At 64.3% G+C, this 18,466-nt stretch carries 23 protein-coding genes and 1 tRNA gene; 15 read left to right on the forward strand and 9 right to left on the reverse strand.

Annotated features, from left to right (window positions below):
• Positions 1-704: 704 nt before the first annotated feature.
• A complete protein-coding gene (locus tag EAV90_RS37105) occupies positions 705-1,676 on the reverse strand; it encodes an N-carbamoyl-D-amino-acid hydrolase (RefSeq protein ID WP_129146248.1) in 972 nt (323 codons plus the stop codon).
• 249 nt (positions 1,677-1,925) lie between these two features.
• Here EAV90_RS37105 and EAV90_RS37110 point away from each other — a divergent pair, with 249 nt between their 5' ends.
• Positions 1,926-2,156, forward strand: coding sequence for a hypothetical protein (locus EAV90_RS37110; RefSeq protein ID WP_245162772.1), 231 nt, complete (start codon positions 1,926-1,928; stop codon positions 2,154-2,156).
• Positions 2,157-2,377: 221 nt separating this feature from the next.
• Positions 2,378-2,704: a hypothetical protein gene (locus tag EAV90_RS37115; RefSeq protein ID WP_129146249.1), complete on the forward strand. Its 327-nt coding sequence runs from the start codon at positions 2,378-2,380 to the stop codon at positions 2,702-2,704.
• A gap of 26 nt (positions 2,705-2,730) precedes the next feature.
• Here the strand turns inward: EAV90_RS37115 and EAV90_RS37120 are convergent, their stop codons facing one another.
• Complete coding sequence (locus tag EAV90_RS37120; RefSeq protein WP_245509714.1) at positions 2,731-3,705, reverse strand: tripartite tricarboxylate transporter substrate binding protein; 975 nt, start codon at positions 3,703-3,705, stop codon at positions 2,731-2,733.
• 217 nt (positions 3,706-3,922) lie between these two features.
• Here EAV90_RS37120 and EAV90_RS37125 point away from each other — a divergent pair, with 217 nt between their 5' ends.
• Positions 3,923-4,321 (forward strand): hypothetical protein, encoded by a 399-nt coding sequence (locus EAV90_RS37125; protein WP_129146251.1) that lies wholly within the window; start codon positions 3,923-3,925, stop codon positions 4,319-4,321.
• A gap of 149 nt (positions 4,322-4,470) precedes the next feature.
• On the opposite strand, the gene EAV90_RS37130 is transcribed toward EAV90_RS37125, so the two are convergent.
• Positions 4,471-4,547 (reverse strand) — tRNA-Pro (locus EAV90_RS37130).
• Between the two features lie 68 nt (positions 4,548-4,615).
• Here EAV90_RS37130 and EAV90_RS37135 point away from each other — a divergent pair.
• The 6 genes from EAV90_RS37135 (at position 4,616) to EAV90_RS37160 (ending at position 10,416) form a co-directional block, all read left to right on the forward strand.
• The gene (locus EAV90_RS37135) at positions 4,616-5,605 is read left to right on the forward strand and encodes an L-threonylcarbamoyladenylate synthase (RefSeq protein ID WP_129146252.1); all 990 of its coding nucleotides are present in this window, start codon (positions 4,616-4,618) and stop codon (positions 5,603-5,605) included.
• 23 nt (positions 5,606-5,628) lie between these two features.
• Positions 5,629-7,056, forward strand: coding sequence for an FAD-binding oxidoreductase (locus tag EAV90_RS37140; protein ID WP_129146253.1), 1,428 nt, complete (start codon positions 5,629-5,631; stop codon positions 7,054-7,056).
• Positions 7,053-7,496, forward strand: coding sequence for a GNAT family acetyltransferase (locus tag EAV90_RS37145; RefSeq protein WP_129146254.1), 444 nt, complete (start codon positions 7,053-7,055; stop codon positions 7,494-7,496). The genes EAV90_RS37140 and EAV90_RS37145 overlap by 4 nt, the downstream gene beginning before the upstream one ends.
• 9 nt (positions 7,497-7,505) lie before the next feature.
• Positions 7,506-8,087 (forward strand): NUDIX domain-containing protein, encoded by a 582-nt coding sequence (locus EAV90_RS37150; RefSeq protein WP_129146255.1) that lies wholly within the window; start codon positions 7,506-7,508, stop codon positions 8,085-8,087.
• A 171-nt stretch (positions 8,088-8,258) separates the two neighbouring features.
• The gene (locus EAV90_RS37155; protein WP_129146256.1) at positions 8,259-9,188 is read left to right on the forward strand and encodes a glycine/sarcosine/betaine reductase selenoprotein B family protein; all 930 of its coding nucleotides are present in this window, start codon (positions 8,259-8,261) and stop codon (positions 9,186-9,188) included.
• A gap of 34 nt (positions 9,189-9,222) precedes the next feature.
• On the forward strand, positions 9,223-10,416 hold the full coding sequence (locus tag EAV90_RS37160) for a CaiB/BaiF CoA transferase family protein (RefSeq protein ID WP_129146257.1): 1,194 nt from the start codon (positions 9,223-9,225) through the stop codon (positions 10,414-10,416).
• Positions 10,417-10,424: 8 nt separating this feature from the next.
• Here the strand turns inward: EAV90_RS37160 and EAV90_RS37165 are convergent, their stop codons facing one another.
• On the reverse strand, positions 10,425-10,985 hold the full coding sequence (locus tag EAV90_RS37165) for a TetR family transcriptional regulator (RefSeq protein ID WP_122404758.1): 561 nt from the start codon (positions 10,983-10,985) through the stop codon (positions 10,425-10,427).
• Between the two features lie 103 nt (positions 10,986-11,088).
• On the opposite strand from EAV90_RS37165, the gene EAV90_RS37170 reads away from it, so the two are divergent.
• Positions 11,089-11,505 carry a Tautomerase enzyme gene (locus tag EAV90_RS37170; protein ID WP_129146258.1) on the forward strand — a complete coding sequence of 139 codons (417 nt, stop codon included), beginning with the start codon at positions 11,089-11,091 and terminating at the stop codon, positions 11,503-11,505.
• A 64-nt stretch (positions 11,506-11,569) separates the two neighbouring features.
• Here EAV90_RS37170 and EAV90_RS37175 read toward each other — a convergent pair whose 3' ends face one another.
• Positions 11,570-12,334 carry an SOS response-associated peptidase gene (locus EAV90_RS37175; RefSeq protein ID WP_129146259.1) on the reverse strand — a complete coding sequence of 255 codons (765 nt, stop codon included), beginning with the start codon at positions 12,332-12,334 and terminating at the stop codon, positions 11,570-11,572.
• A 63-nt stretch (positions 12,335-12,397) separates the two neighbouring features.
• Here EAV90_RS37175 and EAV90_RS37180 point away from each other — a divergent pair, with 63 nt between their 5' ends.
• The 5 genes from EAV90_RS37180 (at position 12,398) to EAV90_RS37200 (ending at position 15,361) form a co-directional block, all read left to right on the forward strand.
• Positions 12,398-12,907 (forward strand): hypothetical protein, encoded by a 510-nt coding sequence (locus EAV90_RS37180; protein ID WP_129146260.1) that lies wholly within the window; start codon positions 12,398-12,400, stop codon positions 12,905-12,907.
• Positions 12,908-12,916: 9 nt separating this feature from the next.
• Positions 12,917-13,351: an NUDIX hydrolase gene (locus EAV90_RS37185; protein WP_129146261.1), complete on the forward strand. Its 435-nt coding sequence runs from the start codon at positions 12,917-12,919 to the stop codon at positions 13,349-13,351.
• 45 nt (positions 13,352-13,396) lie between these two features.
• Complete coding sequence (locus EAV90_RS37190; protein WP_129146265.1) at positions 13,397-13,774, forward strand: TIGR02301 family protein; 378 nt, start codon at positions 13,397-13,399, stop codon at positions 13,772-13,774.
• A gap of 192 nt (positions 13,775-13,966) precedes the next feature.
• Positions 13,967-14,233 carry a hypothetical protein gene (locus EAV90_RS37195; RefSeq protein WP_122404764.1) on the forward strand — a complete coding sequence of 89 codons (267 nt, stop codon included), beginning with the start codon at positions 13,967-13,969 and terminating at the stop codon, positions 14,231-14,233.
• 327 nt (positions 14,234-14,560) lie between these two features.
• Positions 14,561-15,361 (forward strand): toll/interleukin-1 receptor domain-containing protein, encoded by an 801-nt coding sequence (locus EAV90_RS37200; protein ID WP_129146262.1) that lies wholly within the window; start codon positions 14,561-14,563, stop codon positions 15,359-15,361.
• 180 nt (positions 15,362-15,541) lie between these two features.
• On the opposite strand, the gene EAV90_RS37205 is transcribed toward EAV90_RS37200, so the two are convergent.
• The 4 genes from EAV90_RS37205 to EAV90_RS37220 all read right to left on the reverse strand — a co-directional run bounded on the left by EAV90_RS37205 (position 15,542) and on the right by EAV90_RS37220 (position 18,167).
• Complete coding sequence (locus EAV90_RS37205; protein WP_122404766.1) at positions 15,542-15,862, reverse strand: cupredoxin domain-containing protein; 321 nt, start codon at positions 15,860-15,862, stop codon at positions 15,542-15,544.
• A gap of 8 nt (positions 15,863-15,870) precedes the next feature.
• Positions 15,871-16,404: a DUF4142 domain-containing protein gene (locus EAV90_RS37210; protein ID WP_122404767.1), complete on the reverse strand. Its 534-nt coding sequence runs from the start codon at positions 16,402-16,404 to the stop codon at positions 15,871-15,873.
• 90 nt (positions 16,405-16,494) lie between these two features.
• Positions 16,495-17,184 carry an RNA polymerase sigma factor gene (locus EAV90_RS37215; protein ID WP_164937270.1) on the reverse strand — a complete coding sequence of 230 codons (690 nt, stop codon included), beginning with the start codon at positions 17,182-17,184 and terminating at the stop codon, positions 16,495-16,497.
• Between the two features lie 113 nt (positions 17,185-17,297).
• The gene (locus tag EAV90_RS37220) at positions 17,298-18,167 is read right to left on the reverse strand and encodes a sulfurtransferase (RefSeq protein ID WP_129146264.1); all 870 of its coding nucleotides are present in this window, start codon (positions 18,165-18,167) and stop codon (positions 17,298-17,300) included.
• Positions 18,168-18,466 lie beyond the last annotated feature (299 nt).

Raw genomic sequence — 18,466 nt, forward strand, 5'->3', positions numbered from 1 at the left:
TCCAACACTCAAGAACAAACTTAACGCCTATGGGGAAGACCGGGTGCTGACCTCGCACCCGCGGTCTGCTGCGCGAAAGGATCGCGCAAAAAGACCGCACAGCAGCATACAGGTGGTGCCAATCACTCGGCCTTCCCTGCGCGATGGTCGGACGGCTTATGCCGCGCTCTCCCGGGAGCCGAATTCCTTCTGGCCTCCCTCGCGCTCGCGGAATTCACCGGCAGCCGCGCCGGTTGACGCGACTGCCGCATTCGCAAGCGCTTGACCGTAGCAACGACGGCCAGGACCACACGGTTTTGCCGTACGCACGGTTCGCCATTTCGCCGCAGGGTCCGATGGCGTTGTGCACGTTGCCATCGAAGTATGACGAGACGAACCTGACAGCGCCGTTCGTCCGCACGATGCCTTAGGGCTCACGGAGAGCAATCCGCCCTGCCCCTGGCTGTTCGCGCCCGACGCTGCTGCGTCCACCGCAAGCCCGGCTCGCGACAATGACGACCTCATGATCGCCCCTCGAGAATGAGCCGGGATGCGCGACACATACGACAAATCCGAATTTCGGTAAAGTGGAATATTTTCGCGCCGGTGGGTTGACAGAGAAGCGAAACAGGCCCGGACCTGTAGCCCGGATCGAGCGCAGCGCAATCCGGGAAGTGCAAGATGCCGCGAGCGGCCCCGGATTTCGCTTTCCGCTCCATTCCGGGCTACGGGAGCATCAACCCCTTCGACAGCACCGGCGTCCCATCCGCCATCGTCGTCACGCCTTTCCGCTCGACGATCATCCCGTAAGCCCGCGGCTGGCGGTGGACGTCGAAATTGAAGGTGGTGCGCTTGTAGGAATTGCAGAGATCGAGGTCGCAGCGCGCCAGCGCGATCTCGTCGCCCTTGGTGGTGCAGGCCGCGATGATCTCGCCCGAGGGCGCGATGATGCAGCTGCCGCCGATCTGATCGACGCCCTCCTCGCGGCCGGCCTTGGCGACCCCGACGACGAAAGTGCCGTTCTGATAGGCGCCGGCCTGCATCACCAGACCATTGTGAAACAGCGAGAGATCGTCATGCTCGGGTGCGGGCGGATTGTGCACCGGCGTGTTGTAGCCGATCAGCACCATCTCGACGCCCTGCAGGCCCATCACCCGATAGGTCTCGCTCCAGCGGCGGTCGTTGCAGATCGCCATGCCAATGACGCCACCGAAGGCATCGACCACGCCGAAGCCGCTGCCCGGCTCGAAGTAGCGCTTTTCCAGATGCTGGAATTCGCGCCACGGCTCGTGCTCGGCATGACCGGGCAGATGGACCTTGCGATACTTCAGGACGATCGCGCCGCTCTTGTCGACGAGAATGGACGTGTTGTAGCGCCTGACGATTCCGGCCTCGACCGCGAGCTCGGCATAGCCAAGGCAAAAGCCGATCCCGAGTTCGCGCGCGAGATCGAACAGCGGCTGCGTCTCAGGGCCCGGCATCTCGCGCTCGAAAAAGCTGTCGATCTCGGCCTGGTCCTCGAAGAACCAGCGCGGAAAGAACGTGGTCAGCGCCAGCTCGGGATAGACGATCAGGTCGCAGCCGCAAGCGCGCGCCTCGCGCATCAACGCCATCAGCCGCGCCACGACCGCGGTCCTGGTCTCGCTCCTCGCAATCGGGCCGAGCTGGCCGGCTGCGATGGTCACAAATCTCGCCACGACTCATTCCCTTACGTTTCTGATTGCGTCGGACCTGGAGCTACCCAGCCACTGCGCGCAGCCGCCTCGGTCTTCCGCCGATGGCGCAATCAAATCCCATGCCTGGCGGGACCATCGTGCGACGGCTCGCCGACAATACCGGAACTTCGTTGCCGATCTGCAACGGTTCCACACAGTCTGAAGCCGGACAAAACAAACTCCCATTCCGGCCACGAACCGCTCTCACAAGGCCGTGAGACTACCAGGGGAATGACGATGCGTGCACAACGTGTTTGGAAAGTGAATGGGGCCGCCAGCATCGGGCAGCTTCAATCGAGACTGGACGATCTGAACAAGCGTCTGGGTCAGCTCGAAAACCAGCATCCTGACAGCTGGAAGCTCGAAGAGCTGAGGGCGAGCGTGCTGAGCCTGTCGCGCGAGATCGACGACATCCGCTGCGCCGAGGCGACAGCAGCCTTGAGCGAGCTGCTGCGGAAGTAGCCGGCGCCCGCTGATTCGGATCGCGCGCAAGGAACCAAGCTCCACGGCGGCCATTTTCATACAGAGCATGGAGCAAGATCATGAGCAGGCACCTGACGCGAGCCCATCTCGCGCGTGGCGTGGCCGGCGCGGTATCCACGCTGGTCCTATGCGCGGCGGCGGTCTTCACCATCGCGCGCCACTTTGCGTTATGAAGAATTCGGCGCTGTGAGGGATTTCGCATGACATCCGACCCCGAGGAGTCGGTGCGGCTGCAAGGCTACGGCGAGATGACGCTGCGCACGGCCGTCGAGACCTTGATGCGGCTCGCGCCGCGCAAACGAACGGACGCCGCCGTCTTCCGCGTCCGTGACGGCGTGCGCCTCGCGCAAAGCGAGATCGCCGAGCTTGCCTCAAGCTGGGGCATCGAGCCGGCGCCCCACGTACGATCGCCGAGACTGGTGCCGGAGCAGCACTGGCAAGACATCGTCCGCGGCATGGTGCGCGAAGCCCCGCTGCCGTCGCTGCTGGTGGCGTTTCTGCTGGGGGCGCTGGTGGCGCGAAGGTAGGCGCGCCGGAGCCGCTTGCAACAGCACTACTTCTGTTCGCTTGCCCGCATCTGGTCGGCGAACGGACGCAGGGCCTCCGACATGTCGTCGAGGCGCTTCTGCCACTCTGCACCAGGCAGGAAGGCGATCACCGGCTCATCCCCCGGAGAACCCGTCAGGTACTCTGGATTGCGCAGGCCCTCGGCGATCCCGGCTTCCAGCTTCTTGACGAGGTCGTCCGGAACGCCCTTGGGGACCGCGAAGCCACGCTCGGCCGTCGTCACCACTGGAAAGCCCACCTCCTCTGCCGTCGGAACGTCGGGCAGCGATGGAAAGCGCTTTTTCGACAGGATCGCGATGACGCGAAGCGGCCCCTTGTTGGCGCCATGCAGTTCGGGAATCTCGCTGAGAGTGACCATCCCGACATCCAGATGCCCGCCTAAAAGGTCAGTCCGCTGCGCCGCCGTTCCTCGGTAGGAGATCTCGTTGGGCTCGACCTTCGCGACGGAAGCGAGCATGCGAATGGCCAGATGACCGTTGGTGCCGGCGCCGTTGTGACCAAAGGTCACCGAGCCGGGCTTGCTGCGCAATGCCACAACGACATCCGGCAGATTCTTGAATCGGCTGTCCGCAGGCACCACGACGACGTTCGGATCCTCGACGACCCGTGCGACCAGCCGGATTTCATCCGTGGTGTATTGGGTTTTGCGGGTCATCGGCAGGAAGTTGTAGCCCGGCACGTTGACGACGCCGATGGAATAAGCGTCGGGCGCGGCGCGCGCAATCGCGGCAAACGCGATCTCCCCACCGGCGCCGGGCTTGTTCAGGACGACAAACTTCGCCTTGCCGCCCAGCGCGCGCTCGACAAAGGGAAGAAGCTTGCGGGCCATGACATCGGTGCCGCCGCCGGGCGCGAAGCCGACGACGACTTCGATCGGCTTCTCGTCTGGCCACGCGGCCCATGCCGGGCCGCAAGCAGCAAAACCAAACGTTGCAACGAGCGCGACGATAGTCTTGTTCATGGTTTCCAACCCTGTTCTCCTTCTCGGCGAATCACGCTCTCGAACGCGCGACCGACTATGCGCTCATCTAGCCGCCGGCCCGACCGAATGGCAACTGGTTGCCGAACGAAGCGATTTGATCGCGCGCAGGGGCTTCGGCGGTCAAGCCTGCACGCAGATGCTCCGTCGTCGAATTCCCGATAGCTTGCGCGACACATTTGCGTGCGAGAGATGTTCCATGGCGAAGGCAAACATTGGCGATCTGGAAGGTGGCGCAGCGCTGTGTGCCTGGTGCGAGGGCGTACCTTCATTCCACGATGCGACGTTGCGGGAGCTGGAGCTTCGCCAGGGCGCACCAAGCCGGCTGGTCGCCCACGCCTTCCAGATGACCCCGAAGGTCGATGCACGCGGCTATTTCGTGCTGACCAAGCATGTGGACGTCACCTTCACGATCTTCGAGCCGATCGAGGTCCAGCTGTTCGACTTCACGGAAGCGGGAATCATCTTCTCGCTCGGCATCGAAATCGATCCCGACGGCACAATACTGAGCTTCGAATCCAGCTATGGGGTGCACGGCCGGATCAAGGCCAGGCGGGTCGCGGTCTCGTTCGAGCCCCGGGCGGCCGGGTCATCCTGAAGCTGGCAAGCCATGCCACCGCAACAAGCCGCCCTGCGAGGGCCAAATCGGCCGTGGACCCGCCCCGAAAATCGTTGCAAAAAAGGCGCTCCCGAGGCGCCGGCGACCGGTCCGCCAAGCCTTCAGGAGAACGTCGACTTTTGGAAGAATGGTCGGAGTGGCAGGATTCGAACCTGCGACCCCTGCGTCCCGAACGCAGTGCTCTACCGGGCTGAGCCACACTCCGACAAGAAGGCGGCTTATAGCGTCGGGTTTGACGCACTGCAAGCGGCCGAGATGAGGAATTTTATCCCTGTGAAAACGTGTCTTGAAACGCTGATTTTGCCGGCCGGCGAGGCCGGCGCGGAAGCCGCCGCCCGGACCCTGGCGGCCGGCGGGCTGGTCGCGTTTCCGACCGAGACGGTCTACGGGCTTGGGGCGGATGCGGCCAACGCTGCGGCGATCGCCCATCTCTACGCCGCCAAGGGCCGGCCGGCGTTCAATCCGCTGATCGCGCATGTCGCTGATATCGCGGCCGCGCGGCGGATCGGGCGCTTCGACGCGCGCGCGTTGAAGCTTGCAGAGGCGTTCTGGCCGGGGCCGCTGACGCTGGTGGTGCCGAAGACCGAGGACTGCCCGGTGGCGGATCTCGCCACCGCCGGCCTCGACACGGTCGCGATCCGCATTCCCGCCCATCCGGTGGCGCAGGCGATCCTGCGCGCCTTTGGCGGGGCGGTGGTGGCGCCGTCCGCCAACATCTCCGGCCACGTCTCGCCGACGCTGGCCGGCCATGTCGAGAGCGACCTTGCGGGGCGGATCGACCTGATCGTCGATGGCGGGCCGGTCGAGGTCGGCGTCGAATCGACCATCGTCGGCTGCTTCGAGATGCCGATGCTGCTCCGTCCCGGCGGACTGTCGCGCGAGCGGATCGAGGCGGTGCTGGGCGCCCCACTCGCGCGACCCGCTATGGAAGCCGAAAGCGACGACAGCCAGCCGCTTGCGCCGGGCATGCTGGCCTCGCATTACGCGCCGCGCGCCAATGTGCGGCTCAATGCGCATGATGTCGCGCCGGACGAGGCGCTGCTGGCGTTCGGGCCGTCGCGCCTGCCCGGCATTGATGCTGCCGCGGCCGTCATGAATTTGTCGCCCACCGGTGATCTCGATGAAGCCGCGGCCAATCTGTTCGGTTATCTTCGCAGCCTCGATGCGAGAGCGCCGCGGGCGATCGCGGTGATGGCGATCCCCGAAGAAGGACTTGGCGAAGCGATCAACGACCGGCTGCGCCGGGCGGCAGTTGCCCGATAAGAAGCTTGAGAAGAGATACGAGAATGAACGTCAATAAGTCCGCCGCCCCGCCGCTTGCGCCCGAGCTGATCGACCAATTCCGCAAGATCGTCGGCGAGCGCCATGCGATCACCGATGCGACCGATATCGAGCCCTACGTCACCGAGGAGCGCAACCTGTTCCACGGCCGCTCGCCGCTGGTGCTGCGCCCGGGCTCGACCGCGGAAGTCTCCGCGATCTGCAAGCTCGCCTCGGCGCACAACATCGCCCTGGTGCCGCAGGGCGGCAACACCGGGCTCGTCGGCGGGCAGACGCCGCACAATGGCGAGGTGGTGGTGTCGCTGCGCCGGCTCGACAAGATCCGCGAGGTCGACACCGCCTCCAACACCATGACCTGCGAGGCCGGCGTGGTGCTGCAGGTCGCGCAAACGAAGGCGGCGGAGGTGGACCGGCTGTTTCCGCTGTCGCTGGGCGCGGAAGGCAGCTGCACCATCGGCGGCAATCTCTCGACCAATGCCGGCGGCACCGCCGCGCTCGCCTATGGCGTCGCGCGCGAGATGGCGCTGGGGCTCGAGGTCGTGCTCGCCGACGGGCGTGTGCTGAACGCGCTGTCGAAGCTGAAGAAGGACAACACCGGCTACAACCTGCACAACCTCTTCATCGGCGCAGAAGGCACGCTCGGCATCATCACCGCGGCAACGCTGAAACTGTTTCCCAAGCCGCGGGCGATCGAGACGGCCTTCGTCGGGCTGAAGTCGCCGGCAGCGGCGCTCAAGCTGCTCACGATCGCGCAAGGCGAAGCCGCCAATGCGCTGACGAGCTTCGAGCTGCTGTCGGAGATGGCGGTCGACTTCTCGATCCGTCACGGCATCGACGTGCGCGACCCGCTCGCACAGAAGCATCCCTGGTACGTGCTGATGGAATTGTCCTCACCCAGCGAGGATGCCCGCACGCCGCTGGAGACGATCCTCGCCCGCGCCATGGAGGAGGAGATCGTCGACGACGCCGTGATCGCGGCGAGCCTCGCCCAGCGCGGCGCGTTCTGGAAGCTGCGCGACGAGATGTCGGCGGCGCAGAAACCGGAAGGCGGCTCGATCAAGCACGACATCTCCGTGCCCGTCGCTGCGGTGCCTGCCTTCATCGCCGAGGCCGATGCCGCGGTGGTGAAGCTGATCCCGGGCGCACGGCCGGTGCCGTTCGGCCATCTCGGCGACGGCAATCTGCACTACAATGTCAGCCAGCCGATCGGCGCCGACACCGCGGATTTTCTGGCGCGCTGGCACGAGATGAACGCGGTCGTGTTCGAGATCGTGCTGCGCATGGGCGGCTCGATCTCGGCCGAGCACGGCATCGGCGTGCTCAAGCGCGACGAGCTTCCCGAGGTGAAGGACAAGACCGCGATCGAGCTGATGCGGTCGATCAAGACGATGCTCGATCCGCTGGGAATCATGAATCCGGGGAAGGTGCTGTGACCGCGCCTGCGATTGACGCCATCAGAGATGCCGACGTCGAGGGCGTCGTCGCGCTGTGGCAGCGCTGCGGCCTGACGCGGCCCTGGAACGACCCGCATGCCGACATCGCGCTGGCGCGGCGGCGCGACAATTCCACCGTGCTGGTCGGCCGCGACAACGGCGCGATCGTCGCCACCGTCATGGTCGGCCATGACGGCCATCGCGGCTGGGTCTATTACGTCGCGGTCGATCCCGGTTGTCAGAAGCGCGGCTTCGGTCGCGCCATCATGGCGGCGGCGGAGGACTGGCTGCGGAGCGCCGGCATTCCGAAGCTGCAGCTCCTCGTCCGGCGCGAGAATGCAGAGGCCAATGCGTTCTATGGCTCGCTGGGCTTCGAGCTGTCGACGTCCGTGATGTTCCAGAAGTGGCTCGACGGCCGCGCGACCACGCCAAGCAACTGAGATCGAGCCATGACCATTTCCGACCGCGTCCGCATCAGGGACGTCCGCGTGCTCTCCGACAATTGGACGCCCCTGAAGGAGACGACGTTCGACTACCGCCGCGCCAATGGCGAGTGGCAGACGCAGCACCGCGAGACCTATGAGCGCGACAACGCCGCAGCCGTGCTGCCCTACAATCTTGCCCGGCGCACGGTGATCCTGGTGCGCCAGTTCCGCCTGCCGGCGTTCATCCGCGGCTACGACGATCTCTTGATCGAAGCGGCCGCCGGCGTGCTGGACAATGCCTCGCCCGAGGAGCGCATCCGCGCCGAGGCCGAGGAGGAAACCGGCTATCGCCTGCATCACGTCCACAAGGTGTTCGAGGCGTTCATGAGCCCGGGCGCCAACACCGAGAAGCTGCATTTCTTCGTCGCCGAATACGAGCCTGAGATGCGGGTGAGCGACGGCGGCGGCCTCGAGCACGAAGGCGAGGACATCGAGGTGCTGGAGCTTCCCATCGACGAGGCATTGGCGATGATCGCCGACGGCCGCATCATCGACGCCAAGGCGATCATGCTGCTGCAATACGTGGCGCTGCATGTGTTCAGGTAAGGAACCTATTCGCACGCAAGGTGCAGACCCTTCTGCCCTCGTGGGAGAGGGTCAGCAATACCGATGCCGACCAACTTCATCTGCAATTCTGTCCTGCGTCAGCTCGCCCCCCGTTGAGCAACGCCAAAACTACCTCTAGTCTGGCGCCAACCAAGAACCAGGAGACGCGCCATGTCCGCTCCGCGCGACGACGAATTCGGCTTTGCGCCCGACCACGACTCCCCTGTTCCCTACATGCAGCGCACCCGCGACTATTACGCAGCGATCGGCTACACCACGCCATATCGCTGGGCGCATTACACGGAGGCGCCGTTCCAGCCGCTGAAGAAGCCGCTGGCCAAGTCACGTGTCACCATCATCACGACGGCCGCGCCTTACGATCCGGCCAAGGGCGACCAGGGGCCGGGCGCGGCGTATAATGGCAGCGCGAAGTTCTATCAGGTCTATGACGGCGACACGTCCAGGCAGCACGACCTGCGCATCTCCCACATCGGCTACGACCGCAAGCACACGTCGGCGACCGACAGCGGGACCTGGTTTCCGCTGCCGCAGCTTTTGAAAGCATCCGCAGCAGGCCGCATCGGCGAAGTCGCGCCGCGCTTCTTCGGCGCGCCGACCAACCGCAGCCATCGCGTCACGCTCGACACCGACGCGCCGGAGATTCTGTCGCGCTGCCTGGCCGACAAGGTCGATGTCGCGGTGCTGGTGCCGAACTGCCCGGTCTGCCACCAGACCACGGCGCTGGTGGCGCGGCATCTGGAGCGCAACGGCATTGCGACCGTGATCATGGGCTGCGCCAAGGACATCATCGAGCACGCGGCGGTACCGCGCTTCCTGTTCAGCGACTTCCCGCTCGGCAATTCCGCCGGCAAGCCGCACGACGTCGCCTCGCAGGCGCAGACGCTCGAGCTCGCGCTGAGACTGCTGGAGAGCGCCAGCGGCCCACAGACCACGATGCAATCGCCGCTGCGCTGGAGCGAGGACGCCTCCTGGAAGCTCGACTACAACAATGTCGCGCAGCTCTCGCCCGAGGAGCTGGCGCGCCGCCGCGCCGAATTCGACAAGCAGAAGGAGATCGCGCGCGGCAACCGCGCCGCCTGACGTCGTCCAACAACAATAATCGAGGGAGAGCGAGGTGACGCGACCGTTCGAGGGCGTGAAGATCCTGGACTTCACGCAAGTGCTGGCCGGCCCCTATGCGAGCTATCAGCTCGCGCTCTTGGGTGCAGACGTCATCAAGGTCGAGCGGCGCGAGGGCGAGGACATGCGCCGCACGCCGCTCTCTCGCGAATGGGCCGAGCGCGGGCTGGCACCGGCGTTCCAGGCCATCAACGGCAACAAGCGCAGCCTGACGCTCGATTTGCAGAAGCCGGAGGCGATCGCGATCGTGAAGAAGCTCGCGAGCCAGGTCGACGTCGTCATGGAAAATTTTCGCCCGGGCGTGATGGACAAGCTCGGCATCGGCTACGAGGCACTGTCGGCGATCAATCCAAAGCTGATCTATTGCGCGGTCTCCGGCTTCGGCCAGACCGGTCCGGACCGCCTGCGGCCCGGCTACGACGGCAAGATGCAGGCGCTGTCGGGCATCATGGCCATCACCGGCCATCCCGAGACCGGGCCGACCCGCGCGGGCTTTGCGGTCTGCGACGTGCTTTCGGGCGCCACGGCGGCGTTCGGCGTGTCGAGCGCGCTCTACCAGCGCGACCGCACCGGCAAGGGGCAGCTCATCGACGTCTCGATGCTGGAGGCGACGCTGGCATTTCTCTCGGGCCAGATCGCGGACTGGTCGGTTGCCGGCCATCGTCAGCAGCTTTCCGGCAATCAAGCGGTGAGCCGCAAGACCACCGCGAACCTGTTCAAGGCCGGCGACGGCCACATCCTGCTCGCGGTCAACAACGAGAAGCAGTACCGCGCGCTGATGTCCGCGCTCGGCCGCGAGGACACGCTGAGCGACCCGCGCTTTGCCGACTGGTTTTCGCGTAACGAGAACGAGGGCGCGCTGCGCGCCATCATTGAGGAGGCGCTCGCGAAGAAGCCTGCACGCGAATGGGAGACGATTCTGGAAGACGCCGGCGCGCCCTGCGCCAGCATCTGGAAGGTCGAGGAGGTCATCGACCATCCGCAAATCAAGGCGCGCGGCGCGATCCAGGAGCTCGACACGCAATACGGCCGCCTGCGCTTTGCCGGCAGCGGGTTCAAACTCGCCCATGGCGGCGGCAGGCTGGACCGGATGGCGCCGGAGCTGGGCGCGGATACGGATGCGGTGCTGGGCGAGCTCGGATTTGACGCGGCGGAGATTGCGGCGCTGCGGGCGCGCGAGATCGTCTGAGGACTAATTTAGATTGCCTTCGCCGCGACCTTCGCGGCGGCGAGGATCTCGCGCCTGACGGCGTCATCCTTCACCGCGCGCGCCATGTCGGCCGCGCCTGTCAGGATCGCAAGCAGCGCGATCGCCCGCTGCCGCGCATGCGTGCCGCGAAAACCCTGCGCGACGAGGTCCGCCAGACGCTCCAGCTCTCCCTGATAGACGGCGCGCGTTGCGGCGTCCGAGCGCGCAACGTCAGAGGAAAAGCTGGGGAGTGCGCAGGCCTCATCGAGGCCGACCTCCATCCGCTCACCCAGATAGAAATCGACGAACGGATCGCGCCAACCGCTGCCGTGCTGCGCCTGAAATTGCGCGATGCCGCCGCGCAGGAAGGCGAGCCCGTCCGCTACCGCAAGCCGGAACGCATCCGCCTTGGATTCGAAATGGGCGTAGAACGCCCCCGACGTGAGGCCCGCACCCTTGGCGAGCGCGTCCACGCCGGCGCCGCCGAATCCACCGGTGCGGAAGCCGCGCCCGACCGCATCCGCCAGCCGCGCGCGCGCGTCACCGTCGCTCTTCTTCGGTCGTGCCATCGGTCACCTCTCGATAGCGATCGTTATATTACGCTTGACGGGATAACGATCGTTATGTTTTATATAACGACCGTTATGTTACGGTTCAAAGGGAAACCTCTCTATGCCCATCCAGATCATCGTTCCCGAAGGCGCGCTGACGCCGGCCGCAGAAGCCGAGGCGTTCGGCAAGCTGACCGAGCTGCTGCTGCGTTTGCACGGCCTCACCGGCAACCGCTTCATGACGCCGAACGTCATCGGCGAGGTGACCGTGGTGCCGAAGCGGCGCACCTATTCCGGCGGCAAGCCCGCCGACATCGCCGTGTTCGAGCTCAGGGTGCCGTCATTCGTGCTGCCGACGCAGGAGATGAAGGACGCCTGGATCTCCGAGGGCACGACCATCCTCGAGAAGGCCGCCGAGGGACGCATCAAGCGCGAGCACATTTTTGCAAATGTCAGCTACGCCGTCGATGGCGGCTGGGGCATTGGAGGCGAGGCCTATAGCAACGCAGCGCTCGGATCGGCCGTCGCAGCGGCTTGAGTCAAATAATTGGACGGACGGTGGGCGCGGCGTGTTGCGCGCCATTGCCCACCGGCATCGCTGTTCAGAACAACGACCCTTGCCCGTCGTCTGATGACGCAGCAGCAACTTTCCTCGCCACCTTCTTGGGCTTGGCAGCTTCTGCCTCCGCCTCCATCTGCTCCGCGCTGATCGGCAAGAGCAGCTGCTCGTCGTCGTTGGCGACGCGGTTGACGCGGCTGGAGACCGGGTGCCAGGCGAATTCGCCGATACGCGGGGCGCTCATCAGCGGCAGGATCGCATCGACCTCGTCGCCGCTGACGTCGAGCCAGCGCTCGAAATCGCGCGGGCTGATGGTGACGGGCACGCGGTCATGAAGCGCGGCGAGATCCTCGCCCGCCGCCGCCGTGACGATCGCGACCGTATCGAGCTCCTCGCCGTTCGGCCCGAGCCAGGTTTCGAACACAGCGGCAAAGCCGAGCGGCGCGCCGTCAGCACGGTGGATGAAGAAGGGCTGCTTGCGGCCGCCCTCCGACTTCCACTCGTAATAGCCGTCGGCCGGGATCAGGCCGCGCCGGCGACGAATCGCGTTCTTGAAGGCGGGCTTCTCCAGCACCGTCTCGGAGCGGGCGTTGATCAGGAGCGTAAAGCCGCGGGGATCCTTGACCCAGCCCGGCAGCAGGCCCCAACGCATCAGGCGGAAATGGCGCGCCCCGTTCTCGGCCAATACGACCGGAATCGGCTCTGTCGGGGCGACATTGTATCGGGGCGGGAAATTCGGCTGCTCGACATAGCCGAACAGTTGCCGCAAAGCCGCGGGGGCCGAAGTTATGACGAAGCGTCCACACATACCAGGGTATCTATATAGGGTCCGTTCAGGTCCTTTTAACCCCAAAAGCTAACACTGCGGCAGATGAGCTCAACGGCCTCCAAACCCGCGCGCACGCATGTACAGACGGGCCCTGAGGTCGAGGCCTGGGCCGAACGGCTGCGCGTGGCCAACATCAACCCGCGGACCGGGCTTGCCACCGACTATCTCAACCATTTCAATGAAGCCGTGATGCTGCTCGAAATGGTCCCTGATATGCCCGAATGCGCCGAAGACTTCCTGACCTGGACGCCGCTGTCCTATGCCGAGCATTTCACGGCCTCGAATTTCAAGGCGCGGGACCTCGCCATCGAGGCCTATGAGAAGGCCGATCCCGACGTCCGGGCCCAGTTCGACCACATTACGGATACCATGACCTCGATCCTGACCGCGGTGGGTTCGGCCATGCGCGAGGTCGAGAAGGACACGACCCGCGTCCGCCTCGCCGAGCAGGCCGCGCTCTGGGTCAAGCCGCTGATTGCGGCCTGCGGCGGCATCATCAATGGCGGGGCGGAAGCCGACGTCGACACCATCATGGCGAATTCGGCCGGATAGGTGACGAGATTGGCCGCGGTCGTCCAGCCCACCCATCCCCAGCTTGCGGTCAGCGCGGCCATCTTCCGCGACGGCAAGGTGCTGCTGGTCCGCCGCGCCCGCTCGCCGGCCAAGGGATTCTATTCGCTTCCGGGCGGCCGGGTCGAGTTCGGCGAATCGTTGCATCAGGCCTTGAGCCGCGAGGTCGACGAGGAAACCGGGCTCGAGATCGAGATCATCGGCCTCGCCGGCTGGCGCGAAGTGCTGCCGGCCGCAGCCGGCGCCGGCCATTACCTGATCATGTCTTTTGCCGCCCGCTGGACGGCGAAGGAACCGGCCTTGAACGACGAGCTCGACGATTACCGCTGGATCGTGCCGGATGCTCTTGGCAGTCTCTGCGACCTCAAGCTGACCGGGGGGCTGGAGGAAGTTATCCTGTCCGCTCACCGGCTGCTTGGCGCCTGACGGCCCGCCTTGCGCCAGCCATCCCAAGGGGGCATACAGCCGCCGATGTCGACGCGACCTCTGGCCATTTTTGCCCTGATTGTTGCCTGCGCCGCCGGGCCCGCCGGGGCCCAGGACGTGGCGGCGCCGTTTGACGCCGATTTGCAGCGGCTGGCCGAGATCCTGGGCGGGCTGCACTATCTGCGCGGCATCTGCGGGACCAATGAGGGCAACAAATGGCGCAACGAGATGCAGGCGCTGATCGATGCCGAAACTCCCTCCGGGGAGCGCCGCACCCGCATGATCGCCGGCTTCAACCGCGGCTACAACGGTTTTCAGCAGACCTACCGCAGCTGCACGCCGGCCGCGACGGTGGCGATCCGCCGCTACATCGAGGAAGGCTCGAAGATCTCGCGGGATCTCACGGCGCGCTACGCGAACTGAGCTCTCTCTACTCGTCATTCCGGGTTCGCGCGGCGCACGCCGCGGAATCACGCAGTGCGGGAACCCTGTCATCGATTTTGTTCATAGCCGTTAACCGTTCTTAAAGATGTGGCCTAGCCGTCGTTAACGACCGTGCTACACCTCTCGCACAGCGCATCGCCGTGGATCGCGCCCCAGCCCTGATCGAGTTTCATGAGCCAGCCGATTTCCTACGCCCCCGCCCGCGCGCCGCTGCCCGATCACGAGCAGAAAAAGGCTGCCCTGAACTATCTCAACGAGGCCTGGGCCGAGGCTCGCCATGACGGCATCGATGGTGATTGCCTGGCGCAGGCGAGCCTGTTCGCGGCATTGGCCGAGCTCGTCGGCACCTATGGCGAGGACGCGGTGGCGAAGTTCGTCGAGGGCTTTCCCGGCCGCATTCGCAACGGCGAATTCTCGGTCGGCATCTCCAGGCAGTAAGTCTGTCGAAAATCCCCGCCACGTGGGCGGGGCCAGTTGGCGGATGAATGACTTTGCGAAAGTCGTCGCGAAGTCTGCCGCGATTTATCGCATGAAAGCCGTTCCCCGCGGACAAGCATTAGTCTTGCAATGAGCGGGAAATGTTCTTGATACGATCAGGAATTCCCCCTTCCATCACGGTGCGATCCTTGAGCGTCGCCTTCATGTTGAAATGAAATTCGGCCGTTGTGGATACAGCGCGTTCAGCGATGCATTCTTTCTGGCTGAACCGACTTGCATACGCTACCATAAGTTTTTCATCGAATTTTTTCCCGACGAGCTGAGTCCATGATCAAGCGTCTATTCTTGTCTTATGCCTCGGACGACAAGGACCTGGCTCGCGATCTTGAGCGCAGCCTGAAGGCCCACAAATTGCCGGTGTGGCGGGATGAACACAGCATCAGCCCAGGCGCGAAATGGTTTGACGACATTGAAGACGGTATTCGCGATTCCCGTGGTGTCGTCGTTCTCGTCACCGAGGCCAGCAGACGTTCGGAATGGGTCACCTACGAATATTCGCTTGCAAGGGGCGCCGGCATCCCGGTGATTGCAATCCTCGTGGAAGGCACAGCAATTCCGACTCCGTTGCGATCATTTCACGCCGTGAAGCACGAAAATCCCGACAAGGTCGCGGAGAAGATCAAGAAGGCACTTAGAGACCAATCACGCGCCATCGGACGAGACCGCGCATCATCCGCCCCCGTCCTTATGGCGAAATTTCAAGAGGAGAATGGCGACCCCATCCGCGCGACCAAGGGCAAAACACCTGAACTCTGTATGGAGATGTGGTTGGAGCAGGTCCCCAAAGAAACGAAAAGCGTCGCATTCGAGATTCCGGATGACGGGATCGGGGACAACAAATGGATCGCAAAGCGCGCATCGACCCGGCCTACGGCACGGGAAAGAGCATTTCTGTGCGATGACATTCAGCTCTATGGCGACGTCGAAGTATGGGCCAGCGGAATTGGCAAGGGACCGGGAAAATGGTCCGGCTCCTGGCGCCTCTACGAAGCCTTGATGCACTACTATCGCAGCCGATCGTACAGTCCCGGCGTTCGCGCAGCGCTCAAGCAAATCCGGCTGAACTAAAGCGCGATGAGATTTGGATGAATCGTCATCGCGCTTTAGCTTGTTGTTTACGCATGATCTTTCCGGAAAACCGCTTCGCACTTTTCCGAATCATGCTTTAGCGCATCACCCGGACAAGCATTTGTCTCGCGATCGCCGGGAGATGTTCCCGCTGCAATCGCGAACGCGCTCCTTTCCTCCTCAAGGCTCGACCTTGAGCATCGCTTTCATGTTGGGATGATAGCGGCAGTAATATTCGACCGTTCCAGCCTTCTTCAGAACCGACGCCGCCGATTTGTTCGGCGGCAGCGTCACGTCGAAATCGCCGTTCCTCGCGGTCGCGGTATGAGCGAAGACGTCCTTGTTGACCCATTGAATGGTATCGCCCACCTTCGCCGATATTTCGGCCGGCGAGATCACGAGATTCTCCATCGTGATCTCTATGGTCGCGGCGTCTGCCGGGACGACCATCGTCAGGAAGACGACTGCAAGCGCGGTTGAAGCGAGACGTCCCGGCATCATCCCATCTCCTATTTCAGCTCGGCCGCGACATGTTCGGCGTGCTGCTCATGTCCCTGGAAGATCTTCAGGCCGGTCTGCAGCAGGTTCTTCAGCTCGGCATTGCTGGCGGACGGAATGAGCTGGGTTTCGAGGGCGCCGTTGACCGTCTTGTGGTAGGCGACTTCGTTCGCGACATAGGCCTTGTCAAAGGCCGCGCCGCTCAGCTTGTCGAGCTCGGCTAGCTTCTCGCTGGCCTGCTTCGACAGCGCCTTGCTGGTGTCGTTGTCTTCAGGCGTGACGTTCAGCTTCTTGACCAGCGCGAGCGCCTGCTTGTTCACGGCCTCGTGGTCGCGCACCATGTCCTCGGCAAACGCCTTCACATCCTTGTTCTTGGCTTTCTTCATCGCCTGCTTCGCCGCGTTGATGTCGATCACGCCGGCGGTGTAGGCGATATGCGCGATCTGCGGATCGGTGAGCTTATCGGCCGCACGAGCGCCCTGTGGCAGCACGGGACTCGACAGCAGAACGGCGGCGGCGATTGCCGCGCTCGATCGGATGAACATGGCTTGATCCTCCTGTGGTGCCGGACGTTTGGCCGGCACGTTGCTTCACAGGAGTTGGATGGACATTTCGCGCAAACGTTCCCGAAAACTTCAGGCTCCGAACCCGAGCCGCTTCAGCACAGCCTCGGTCAAGTGCTCACATCGTCGCCCGGCGAAGGGGAACGCATCCATAACCACCGGGCCGATCTCCTTCTCGACGTTCTCGCGCAGCATGGTGCGAGCGCGGTGCAGCCGCGTCTTCACCGTTTCGGGCTTCACACCGAGCAGATCGGCGGTCTCATCGACCGTCATCCCCTCCATGACCCGGGCGACGAAGACCATGCGGAAGACATCCGGCAATTCGTCGATGGCGCGTTCGACCACACGCTGGATTTCACGCTGGGCCATGGTCCTTTCCGGATCGCCTGGAGGAGAAACAGGGAATTTGATGATCTGCGCCTCGAGCGCCTGTTCCGGCACCGCGCCGAGCTCGACATGCGGTCTGGCGCTGCGTGCCCGGCCAAGTGCCTCGTTGATGGCAATGCGCGACAGCCAGGTCGACAGTCCGGACTCGCCGCGAAAGCCGTCGAGATGGGTGAATGCGCGGACATAGGTTTCCTGCACCACATCCTCGGCCTCGCTGTCGCTGCGCAGGATGCCTCGCGCGAGGCGGTAGAGCCTGCGGTTATTGGCCTGCATGATCTCGCGCAAGGCGGTCTCGTCCCGGCGCCGCGCCCGGTCGACCAGCGCGGCTTCCGAAGTCCTGGCGCCCGCCGACAGGCCGGCTGCGGTCCCTGGCATGGCGGTTTCCTCGTCTCCATTGGTTCCGGCCATTGGATGCAGGGCCAGGGGAAAGGTTCCCGATTTTGTTTACTCGTGGCTCTTACCCTCCCCGGAGGCCAAGAGCCGCCCCCTCAATCCGTCTCGATCGGCAGCGCCGGGTCCCTTGCCCATTCGCCCATCGAGGCATCGTACAGCGTCAGCTTGTCGTAGCCGAGTTGCGTCAGCAAGAAGAGGTCGATCGTGGCCGAGATGCCGCCTCCGCAATAGAGAATCACCGTCTTGTCGCGCGTGATCCCCCGGGCCGCGAACTTCGCTTGCGCATCTGCAAGGCTCGTCAGCGTCTTGTCGGCATTCACGAGCATGGCTGCAGGAACGTTGACACTGCCGGGAACGCGGCCCGGCCGGCCGTAGCGGCTCGGATCGAGGCCGCGATGAAACTGGGGCCCGAGCGCGTTGACGATGACAGTCGAGGGATCGCCGATCCGCCCCTTCACGACATTCCTGTCGACGAAAAAGCCCGCGCGCGGCGCCGCCTTGAAGGTCGTGGCTGGATAGCCCCTCGGTGCGCCCGTCTCAATCGGCCGCCCCTCCTCCTTCCATTTATCGAAGCCTCCGTCGAGCACACGGGCATCGACGCCGAGCGAGCGCAGCATCCACCAGAACCGCGTTGCCCACATCATGGTCCCGATGCTGTAGAGCACGATGGTCTTGCCCGCATCGAGGCCATGGCGGCCGAAGGCAGCCTCCAGCTGGGCCACATCGGGCATCATGAAGAAGTGTCGCGACGAGGTGTCGGAGAACTCACCTTGCAGGTCGAGGAAATCGGCGCCGGGGATGTGGCCAGCCGCGAACGTCTTGTCGCCGGGCACCGCACGATAGGGCACGTCGCTGCCCGGCGGGACTGGTTCGTTGTACGTCGTGCAGTCGTAGAGGCGGAGATCGGGATCGTCGAGCATCGCGGCGAGTTGCTCGGTGGTGATGAGGGCGGCTGGCTGGGACATTGTCGCCTCGCGTTACAAAGCCGTAGCCCGGGTGAGCGTAGCGAAACTCGGGGACGTCTCAAGCAGAATCACGCCAAGGCGACGTCCCGCATATCGCTGCGCTCGTGCGGGCTACGGGTCTCTCCCCTCATTGCGAGCGCAGCGAAGCATCCAGAATCTTTCCGCGGCGGGTTTCTGGATTGCTCACATGGGGATTTGGTGTGTCAAGGCGGTTTGTTCAGCTCTTTGTTCGATTGCAGGCCAGCTCTTCGTCCCGACCGTGGAGCACGTAGGATGGCGCGCGCAGATCGAGTCAAGGT

This window comes from Bradyrhizobium vignae, assembly GCF_004114425.1.
GTDB lineage: Bacteria > Pseudomonadota > Alphaproteobacteria > Rhizobiales > Xanthobacteraceae > Bradyrhizobium > Bradyrhizobium vignae.

Excerpts from the sequence above, each read along its gene's own strand:
- EAV90_RS37205 (WP_122404766.1), bottom strand. The coding sequence starts at position 15,862 with ATGATGCCGGGACGTCTCGCTTCAACCGCGCTTGCAGTCGTCTTCCTG.
- EAV90_RS37120 (WP_245509714.1), bottom strand. The coding sequence starts at position 3,705 with ATGAACAAGACTATCGTCGCGCTCGTTGCAACGTTTGGTTTTGCTGCT.
- EAV90_RS37150 (WP_129146255.1), top strand. The coding sequence starts at position 7,506 with ATGACCATTTCCGACCGCGTCCGCATCAGGGACGTCCGCGTGCTCTCC.
- EAV90_RS37170 (WP_129146258.1), top strand. The coding sequence starts at position 11,089 with ATGCCCATCCAGATCATCGTTCCCGAAGGCGCGCTGACGCCGGCCGCA.
- EAV90_RS37220 (WP_129146264.1), bottom strand. The coding sequence starts at position 18,167 with ATGTCCCAGCCAGCCGCCCTCATCACCACCGAGCAACTCGCCGCGATG.
- EAV90_RS37155 (WP_129146256.1), top strand. The coding sequence starts at position 8,259 with ATGTCCGCTCCGCGCGACGACGAATTCGGCTTTGCGCCCGACCACGAC.
- EAV90_RS37190 (WP_129146265.1), top strand. The coding sequence starts at position 13,397 with ATGTCGACGCGACCTCTGGCCATTTTTGCCCTGATTGTTGCCTGCGCC.
- EAV90_RS37125 (WP_129146251.1), top strand. The coding sequence starts at position 3,923 with ATGGCGAAGGCAAACATTGGCGATCTGGAAGGTGGCGCAGCGCTGTGT.
- EAV90_RS37140 (WP_129146253.1), top strand. The coding sequence starts at position 5,629 with ATGAACGTCAATAAGTCCGCCGCCCCGCCGCTTGCGCCCGAGCTGATC.
- EAV90_RS37200 (WP_129146262.1), top strand. The coding sequence starts at position 14,561 with ATGATCAAGCGTCTATTCTTGTCTTATGCCTCGGACGACAAGGACCTG.
- EAV90_RS37215 (WP_164937270.1), bottom strand. The coding sequence starts at position 17,184 with ATGCCAGGGACCGCAGCCGGCCTGTCGGCGGGCGCCAGGACTTCGGAA.
- EAV90_RS37210 (WP_122404767.1), bottom strand. The coding sequence starts at position 16,404 with ATGTTCATCCGATCGAGCGCGGCAATCGCCGCCGCCGTTCTGCTGTCG.
- EAV90_RS37175 (WP_129146259.1), bottom strand. The coding sequence starts at position 12,334 with ATGTGTGGACGCTTCGTCATAACTTCGGCCCCCGCGGCTTTGCGGCAA.
- EAV90_RS37165 (WP_122404758.1), bottom strand. The coding sequence starts at position 10,985 with ATGGCACGACCGAAGAAGAGCGACGGTGACGCGCGCGCGCGGCTGGCG.
- EAV90_RS37110 (WP_245162772.1), top strand. The coding sequence starts at position 1,926 with ATGACGATGCGTGCACAACGTGTTTGGAAAGTGAATGGGGCCGCCAGC.
- EAV90_RS37180 (WP_129146260.1), top strand. The coding sequence starts at position 12,398 with ATGAGCTCAACGGCCTCCAAACCCGCGCGCACGCATGTACAGACGGGC.
- EAV90_RS37115 (WP_129146249.1), top strand. The coding sequence starts at position 2,378 with ATGACATCCGACCCCGAGGAGTCGGTGCGGCTGCAAGGCTACGGCGAG.
- EAV90_RS37195 (WP_122404764.1), top strand. The coding sequence starts at position 13,967 with ATGAGCCAGCCGATTTCCTACGCCCCCGCCCGCGCGCCGCTGCCCGAT.